Annotated in this window: 7 protein-coding genes and 1 pseudogene; 3 read left to right on the top strand and 5 right to left on the bottom strand. The window is 61.5% G+C overall.

Features of this window, described 5'->3' with window-relative positions; genetic code table 11:
• Positions 1–121: 121 nt before the first annotated feature.
• The gene (locus EKD05_RS24695; RefSeq protein ID WP_129678191.1) at positions 122–1,345 is read left to right on the top strand and encodes a glycosyltransferase family 4 protein; all 1,224 of its coding nucleotides are present in this window, start codon (positions 122–124) and stop codon (positions 1,343–1,345) included.
• A 29-nt stretch (positions 1,346–1,374) separates the two neighbouring features.
• Positions 1,375–3,519: a hypothetical protein gene (locus EKD05_RS24690; protein WP_129678188.1), complete on the top strand. Its 2,145-nt coding sequence runs from the start codon at positions 1,375–1,377 to the stop codon at positions 3,517–3,519.
• A 48-nt stretch (positions 3,520–3,567) separates the two neighbouring features.
• On the opposite strand, the gene EKD05_RS24685 is transcribed toward EKD05_RS24690, so the two are convergent.
• From EKD05_RS24685 to EKD05_RS24665, 5 genes are all read right to left on the bottom strand, one after another.
• Positions 3,568–3,972 carry an anti-sigma regulatory factor gene (locus tag EKD05_RS24685; RefSeq protein ID WP_129678186.1) on the bottom strand — a complete coding sequence of 135 codons (405 nt, stop codon included), beginning with the start codon at positions 3,970–3,972 and terminating at the stop codon, positions 3,568–3,570.
• The gene (locus EKD05_RS24680; protein WP_097654980.1) at positions 3,959–4,342 is read right to left on the bottom strand and encodes an STAS domain-containing protein; all 384 of its coding nucleotides are present in this window, start codon (positions 4,340–4,342) and stop codon (positions 3,959–3,961) included. Before EKD05_RS24680 ends, EKD05_RS24685 begins: the two co-directional genes overlap by 14 nt.
• Positions 4,343–4,356: 14 nt before the next feature.
• Positions 4,357–5,073, bottom strand: a complete 717-nt coding sequence (locus EKD05_RS24675; RefSeq protein WP_129678184.1) for a diacylglycerol/polyprenol kinase family protein — start codon at positions 5,071–5,073, stop codon at positions 4,357–4,359.
• A 70-nt stretch (positions 5,074–5,143) separates the two neighbouring features.
• A complete protein-coding gene (locus EKD05_RS24670) occupies positions 5,144–6,874 on the bottom strand; it encodes an McrB family protein (RefSeq protein WP_129678182.1) in 1,731 nt (576 codons plus the stop codon).
• 133 nt (positions 6,875–7,007) lie between these two features.
• A complete protein-coding gene (locus EKD05_RS24665; protein WP_129678180.1) occupies positions 7,008–7,697 on the bottom strand; it encodes a hypothetical protein in 690 nt (229 codons plus the stop codon).
• Between the two features lie 15 nt (positions 7,698–7,712).
• On the opposite strand from EKD05_RS24665, the pseudogene EKD05_RS26585 reads away from it, so the two are divergent.
• Positions 7,713–7,926: pseudogene (locus tag EKD05_RS26585) on the top strand (hypothetical protein); the annotation flags it as partial.

Here is a 7,926-nt window from a genome sequence, read left to right as displayed (position 1 = left end):
TTGGGGCCACGAAGAAACGAAGAGCGCATGGAGCAGCCCATATTCGTTTCTTCGTAATCAGTATTCGTGGTCGGCGGTGCTACCGGGAAACTTAATTCCCAGACTATTGAGTAGACACTTTATGCGCATTCTTATCATAACAACCTACGGTTTTGATCCGGCTTTTCCCAGTCGGCCCGAGCAGATCCAGGCGCGGGCGCTGATCAGGCGCGGGCATACGGTTGTCGCGCACGAGTACCACGACCGGCGCTATCCCGGTCAGACGCCGCGTTGCGATTGGCTCGACGGGGGCATCGCGGTGCATCGCGCGCCGACGCTGGGCTTTGTTGCACCAACGTCTTTGCTGCGCCTGCTCGTCGAGACGCGCCCTGATGTCATCCATCTGCACCATTTGCGCAGCCTGCTTGGCTATCAGACCGTGCTGGCAGCGCGGCGTCTCGGCATTCCAACGGTGCTGACGGTGCATGGCCTGCTGCACGACGGCGATCTGGTGGTCGACCGCGAGCGCCCGCTCGAAGCGCCGTTACGCTACGAAAATCTGCTCACCACGCCGCAACGTCTGCTCAGATCCCTGGCGCGAGGGGCCTACCCACGACGGGCATTCCGCAACTACTTTATCCATGCGCCGCTGTTGCACGTTGACCACATCGTCGCGCTCTCGCACGGCGAACGCGACCTGCTGAGCAAGCTCGGCGTCGAGGCCGCCAAGATCAGCGTGCTGCCCAACGCGCTCGATTTCAAGCCCTACGCCGATCTGCTTGCCAGTACGGCGCCTGCGGAAAAGACCACCCACCCGACGATCCTCTTCATTGGCCAACTCGTGCCGCGCAAAGGCTTTGATCTGCTCGTGCGCGCTTTGCCAACGGTTGTGCAGGCCATCCCGGATGTACGATGCATCATGGTGAGCCACAACCAGGCCGGGGCCGCCGAGCTCCGTCGCCTCGCCGAGGCCGGTGGTGTCACCGCGCACCTCGATGTGCGTGGCCGTGTCAGCGAAGCCGAGAAGCTCCGCCTGCTGCGCGAGGCCTCCGTTGTTGTTGCGCCGAGTCGCTACGAAGGCTTTGGCATTCCATTGATCGAAGCCTTGCTCGCCGAGGCACCGGTGATCACCACCGATGTCGTCGCCTGCAACGAGGTGATCAGCCACGAACGCACCGGCTTGCTTACGCCATACGGCGATGTCGAGGCGCTGGCAGCGGCGATCATTCGCCTGTTGCGCGACCCGGCCCTCGGACGGCGGCTTGCGACCGAGGGCCGCCGCGAAGCGCTGGCCCGCTATGGCGACGACCTGCTTGCTGCGAATCTGGAACGCCTGTATGAGCAGTTATCCCATTTCAGATTGTAGCTTTTGGATTGCAGATTGAGGAGACCACGTTGGCCCGCGAGACGACACCTGCTACGCTACCCCTCACCGCAGTTGCACCTGCTGAACCGTTGCTCAGACGGCTCGGTGTGTTGCTCAGTTTCCTGCTGATTGGCGTGATCTTCACCTGGCCGATGGTGCTCTCGTGGGGGCATGGCGTGATCCAGAAGGGCGGCGTACCCGTCGATTCAGGTCAGGGCATCTGGAACCTCTGGTGGGGCTATACGGCCATCAGCCAGCGTTGGCCGCTCTTTTTGACCAGCTATCTCTTCTTTCCACAGAGTGTCGATCTCTTCTGGCAACCGGTGAGCATGCCAAGTGCCATCATGGTCTGGCCGATCATTGCGGGCTTCGGCCCCGTCGCCGGGTTCAATACGGTGACGCTGCTCTCGTTTGCGATCGGGGGCTACGCCAGTTACCGGCTCGCACGGGCCGGCGGGCTCAACGTGCTGTCGGCGTTGCTGGCCGGGTTTGTCGTCATCGCCTCGCCGTATCACCTGCAACGCATTCTCGGCGGCTCGATGGAACTGATCGCTATGCAGTGGCTGCCGGTCTATGTGCTGATGCTCATGCACGCGCTCGAACGCCAGACCATCACGGCAACCCTGGCCGCCGCCGGCGCCCTGCTGCTCACGACGCTCTCGGCGCAATACTACGGTCTCTTCAGCGCCGTCTATTCGCTCTTCCATGTTGGCCTTGTCTTGATGCTGACCCGCGATTGGGCAACACGCTGGCGGCGACTCGCCGTTGCCATTGGCATCGCGGCCATCTGGGCCAGCACGTTGCTGCTCTATGTCTGGCCGCTCGACCGCCTCGGGGCCAATACGGTGCGCAACTGGTACGAGGTGCAGGTCTTTCACAGCATGGCGCTGGTTGACCTGTTGCCCCTCAATATGCTGCACCCGCTCTGGGGCACGTGGGCCAGCCAGACGCTTGAGGCGTGGCACCCGATTGGCGTCGAGATCGGGGCCACCTTTGGCCTTGGCGTGCTCGGCCTGATGATCTATGCGTTGGTGAAGGCATGGCGACAAACGTGGCCGTGGCTCGTCTTGACCATCGTCCTGCTGATGCTCGCGCTCGGCCCCGAGCTCAAAGTCAGCGCATGGCAGACCGGCCTCCCGATGCCGTTCCTGCTGCTCGACCTCGTCACGCCCTTTCGCAACGCGAGTCGCCCAAGTCTCTTTGTGGCGCTGGCACTGTTGCCCATCGCGCTCATCGCCGGGCTTGGGCTGCAACTCCTGATGCAACGCGGGCGAAGCCTCGTCGTCCCGCTGTTCATCGGTCTGATCATCGTCGAATACCTCGTCGCCCCCTGGGCGATCGTCCCGCTGGGCAGCGACCCACGCTACGCCGCGCTGCTGCAAGCCGAGCCAGTACCGGGGGCGATCATCGAACTGCCGGTACGCACCAACGCCAGCCAGCCGATGCTCAACCAGATCTGCCACGGGCGACCGCTCGCCGGGGGCTACCTGGCGCGCACCCCCGACTATCGGCCAGCTCAGCACGCCTCAGCGTTTGCCAGCGTCTGGTACCGCACCCCGCTCAGCGCCGACATCTTCACCGCAAACCTGGCCGGCGACCTGGCGGCGCTTGGCATCACCTACGCTACCCTCGAAGCGCAAGGCCTCAACGCCAGCGACGCCGCACTGCTCGGCAGCAGCCTCAACGTACCAGGCCTCAGCCTCATCGACACCGACGAAACTCTGCGCTTCTACCGGATCGACCCGACCTACGCCCGTCCGGGGCTCTACCCCCACAACGACGACTGGTTTGCACCCGAAGGCGACGCCCAGCGCATCTGGCGCTGGATGGGGGCAAGCGCACGGCTCGGCATGCTAGCAGCCTGGAGTACCCCGGTGGTCGCGCAGTTCGAAGCCACAGCGTATGGGGAAGACCGCCCCCTGACCCTCGAGCTTGATGGGCAACCCATCGCGAGCACCGGTATCCCGACAGGAGCCTATCGCATCATCCGCGTGCTCATGCCACCCGGCACAACCACCCTCGAACTCGCTAGCCCTGCGGCCCTCGCCCCCGAAGGCCGCACCATCAGCCTCGCCGTAAGTCGTCTCACCCTCGCCACCACCACAGAAGGCGGAGGCCCCTTCGTCCCAGTGCGCCCCGTTCTGCCGCCAGGCGCACGCGCCCCGTGCCAGTAGAGAGAAACACAGCGTAGGGGCCAGCTTGCGCTGGCCCCTACGCGTGAACTATGAACTCTTCCACTTACGGCACGTAATCTTTGTCCCCACGCCCTCCTGGGACTTCAGTTCAAACTCGTCCATCAAGCGGCGCGCCCCAGGCAAGCCCATGCCCATGCCACGTGAGGTACTATAGCCATCCTGCATCACCAGATCGACATCAGGAATCCCAGGCCCCTGGTCTTCACACACAATTTCAATGCCTTTTCGCCCACTCTTATCAATCTCTCTCACCGTCACCTTCCCGGTACCGGCATAGAGAAACACATTGCGGGCGAGTTCACTCACCGCAGTTGCAATGCGCGCCTGATCAATCGCGCCAAAGCTCATCGCCTTGGCCAGATCACGCGCCATCGTGCGCGCAATGACAATATCAAGATCGCTGCGGACGACCGCCGTCTTAGGCTGGGCCATCGTCGCTCTCCTCAGTTAGGCGCTGCATCATACTCAGCCCCTTCTCAAGGTTCAGGGCTGTCAGTACGCGTGGCAACTCAAGACCTAACTCAACCAGGGTAATCGCCACCGCCGGTTGCAACCCGGTGAGCACGACGCGTGTCCCCATCAGACCTGCCATCGCGGCAATATCGGCAATCAGGCGGCCAATGAAACTGTCAACCACATCAAGCGCCGTCAGGTCAATGATCACCCCGCGGGCCCGCGTATCATAGATCTTCTGCAACAGATCATCTTTGAACTGCACCGCCGAGGCATCATGTAACGAAACCTGGATGGAGGCGATCAGAATGTCCCCAATTTTGAGGATCGGTATGCGCAGGCTATCCAACTGCAACTCCCTTGTTACATTCCTGACAAGACAAGCACGAGAAAGATCATCGCCCCGGCGAGCAGGGGCACGCTCAGATTGTCGGTTCCGGCGGGCGAAACGGCTTCCGCAACCGTTGCCACCAACGCCCCCGCGAACGCGGCCGTAAAGGCCATGCCCGCACCGAGGGGCGCACTTAAAGGCGACAGCGCCGAGCCAGGGACAAGCAAGAGGGTCAGGAACATCGCAAGCGTACTCGCCACCAGCATCGCTGCCGACCCCTCGAACGAACGCGTACTCCCCAGAACCGTATACTTATGACGGCCAAACCGCCGCCCGAGCAACGAGGCCATCGAGTCACCCCAGGTCATCGCCATCGTACCGGCGGCGGCAATATAGCCGCGATCGTCCGGCGCATCGGTTCGCCAGAAGGCGACAAAAAGGATCGTGATCGCAAGGGCAAAATAGACGGTACCTGGGGTACTATCCTCGGCATCCATCGCACCAAGCACTTTGTAGCGCCACAGAATATAGTTGATGAAAATAAAGGTCGCAAACGGGATAATACCGATATACCAGGTATCAAAGAGGGCCAGTACCCCAAAGACCCACATCCCGGCACCAATATGAACGATCTTACGAGTGAAGTCTTGCGGATACCCGCGCCAGCGGCGCACCGCCTCGGCAAGAAAGAGAAGCCCCCCGGCGTATACATACGAGATGCCTAAAGCGATCCAATCACGTGTGGTCATACCTGTCTACCCTGCAGAAGGAAGGTCGCGCTTGCCCCAATCATACTGCCTTCAACGCCACACGTCAAAATCAGCTATAAAAATCAGTAAACCCATCCTGATCAAGGCGTTCAAGCATGCGCTGCAGTTTGCTCGCACTCGCCGGATAGAGGGCCGCCGCCAGTTGCGCAGGAGCAATCCGGTTGGCGCGCCCCCACTGAGCAGCCTCAAGCCCAAGGCAGAAACTCAAGAGTTCGGTCAGCGCCCGCCGCAACCGGGGGCTATCTTCCCCACGCAGGCGCGGCAAGATTTTCTGCTTGAGTTGCAGGTCAAACGCCTGCGGCACCGACAAGGTTCCGCTCGCCTGTGTCACAAACTGGAGCATCGCCGCCAGGGTGCGATAGCCTACGGGTTGGCCAGCGTCGGTGAGGATGCGCTGCACTGCGACCAGCAACGCCCAGAGTTGATCGTCAAGCGGGGCGGGGTAGGTCGCACGAAACCGGTCGAGATCAACTTCGGTCAATTCGATCACATTCGCCCGGTCGAGCACCTTGTCGCTCAGCGCAAAGGTGCTCTCATCAACATTGACCGTACCAATCAGGCGCAGATTCGTCGGCAAGCGCACAGGATTGCGCACCACCCCGCCGCCCACCAGCGCCACCTCGTCAACTGGTGCCCCCAGGTCAAACAGGCCTTCCACGGTCTCCATCGCCGACAGGATCGGGGCCAGATAATATTCGGGGCGGGCCAGGTTGAATTCATCGAGGCAGACATAGTAGAACTGTTGCGGATCGGCAGCAGCCTGCAAGAGAAAGTGGAGAAACGGGGTCGCGTGGTACTGGCCGGTCAGCGCATTGTAGTACCCCAGCAGATCGCGGGCATTATGCCAGTCAGGTTGCACGGCAACCAGCAAGTAATAGGGGTTGGGTTGCCCATCACCGAGACCATAGACTGCATCGGCATAGCGGCGGGTCAGGCGCGTTTTGCCGGTACCACTGATCCCGGGCAGAATCACCAGCGGGCGTGTCTGCAGCGCAATATGATACGCCCGCAAGGTCACATCATCCAAGGCGAAGCCATCCTGGTACACCCGGTCAGCGATCACCTCAATCGGGGGCAAGCCCTGCGGCAGATACGGCTGCCGCATTTCGCGCACACGCAACGCCCCGGTTGGAGCGTGCGTTTCGGCCTGTTCCATCACCGCTTCATTGAGCAAGACCAGTGCCAGCACATCATCCGTCAGGCGCTGGGCAAGATCGTCCGGCATAGTGGCCCAGGGATAGACAAACCCGGCCCAGAGATAATTGGCCCGCCGAGAAGCAAGGTAGCGTTGAAGCCAGAGCGGTGCCGATGCACCATCGGCCATAGCGAGCCCAAGGTCGGTGGTGCCAGGCGCAAACCGAGCCTGGCCCTCGTACGCAACACGCTCAACCAGGGGAGCCCAGACCGCCCGCCCGGTCTCCCAGACCCGCGCAAGATTGGGCTTACGCACCCGCCAAAGCTGCAAGCCAACCAGGATCGCCTCTTCCACGCCACTCACCGCCAACAGCACCCCAGCGCCTCGCGGCGGACGATCAAAGGCCACCCAGTAATCACTGATCGCCTCGCGGCGGCCACGGCCGCGATGGAGATAGCGCTGGCTCTTAAAACTCACCTCATAGAGCGGCCAAAAGCGCGGATAGCGTTGCGCCGCAGCGGCAGCGATCTGCTCGGCAAGCGCTGCAAGCACGGGATGCAGCACCGTCTGCACGGCAACCCAGCGTTCAGCGACCCCCTCGGTACGCAGCGCCGCCAGCGCCTCACGCGGAAACAGACTACTCATCTAGGCTCAATACTTTGCGCATACGCTCACGCAGCGCCGCCAAAGCGCTATAAATTGGCATGCCTGACATCAGAAACATTGCACCGTTGCGCCATTGCGTCAAAAAATCTGGCTTTTTAAAAAAGGATTGCATCTAAGCCGTAGGAGGCTTGAAATAGCGGCGATCAGAGCCAAACGAGTCGAAGCTTTGCGGCTCACTACCCTCAGATGGGCCAAACTGAGCATAAAGCAACTCAAGCATCGCGTGCAACTCGGTACACAACTCCTCAAACGTCAGCGCGAGCAACTCCACATCATAGAGCGCATCATCAAGGCTCCAGATCCGCAGTGCCGAAACGCCCTGCACCCGCGCCATGCCATCGACATCAAAGGCCAGCACCCCATCAACACGCATCACCTCGTGCTCTTCAACCAGCGTCCCGTGCAACTCCTGAACCGCATGGGCGAGCAACGGCAGGGCAGCGACATCACGCTGTTGCAGCGGCGTCAGCGGCAGGTAATAGATCACCTCAACATCAAGCGAGGGCCCCGTACGCGACCGGGCAAAGAGGCGCTCATCAACAAAATGCTCGATATCATCAAGCGAATCGGCGCCCCGCAACGAAAAAACCGTAAACTCAGGGGACCAGCGAAAAGCCACCACTGCCCGCAGAGAGGGTTCTTCGGGGCCATGATCATCTTCAACCCCATCAGGCAAACAAGTAATACTCAAACTACGCCCCAGGGCGTGGGTATCGATCAATTCTTGAGTATACGCGATGTTCAGCCCCGCTCGCTCAATCGCCCCGAGCAACACCGCTACAAAATTCTCATACGTCAACATGGAGCATTCCTTCTCTTGTATACCTCCTATTATACACGGGGAACGATTGCCATGGGCATCAAAGTAGGAGCACGGCTTGCCCGTGCCCGCGCCGCCGCGCCACCCGCCACGCCCCATGGAAGAAGGGCACGGCACCGCCGTGCCTCCCCGCCGCGCCCCCGTACGGGCACGGCGCCGCCGTGCCTCCCCGCGCCCGATGCCCCGCCGAACGGCCGCCGGGCGCAGCAGC

This window comes from Candidatus Chloroploca sp. Khr17 (genome assembly GCF_004138165.1).
Taxonomy (GTDB): domain Bacteria; phylum Chloroflexota; class Chloroflexia; order Chloroflexales; family Chloroflexaceae; genus Chloroploca.
Note: the sequence above shows the minus strand (reverse complement) of the source record. Positions and strands in the feature narration are given on the sequence as shown.

Coding starts and splice junctions, on each gene's coding strand:
- EKD05_RS24695 (WP_129678191.1), top strand. CDS start 122: ATGCGCATTCTTATCATAACAACCTACGGTTTTGATCCGGCTTTTCCC.
- EKD05_RS24685 (WP_129678186.1), bottom strand. CDS start 3,972: ATGGCCCAGCCTAAGACGGCGGTCGTCCGCAGCGATCTTGATATTGTC.
- EKD05_RS24675 (WP_129678184.1), bottom strand. CDS start 5,073: ATGACCACACGTGATTGGATCGCTTTAGGCATCTCGTATGTATACGCC.
- EKD05_RS24670 (WP_129678182.1), bottom strand. CDS start 6,874: ATGAGTAGTCTGTTTCCGCGTGAGGCGCTGGCGGCGCTGCGTACCGAG.
- EKD05_RS24665 (WP_129678180.1), bottom strand. CDS start 7,697: ATGTTGACGTATGAGAATTTTGTAGCGGTGTTGCTCGGGGCGATTGAG.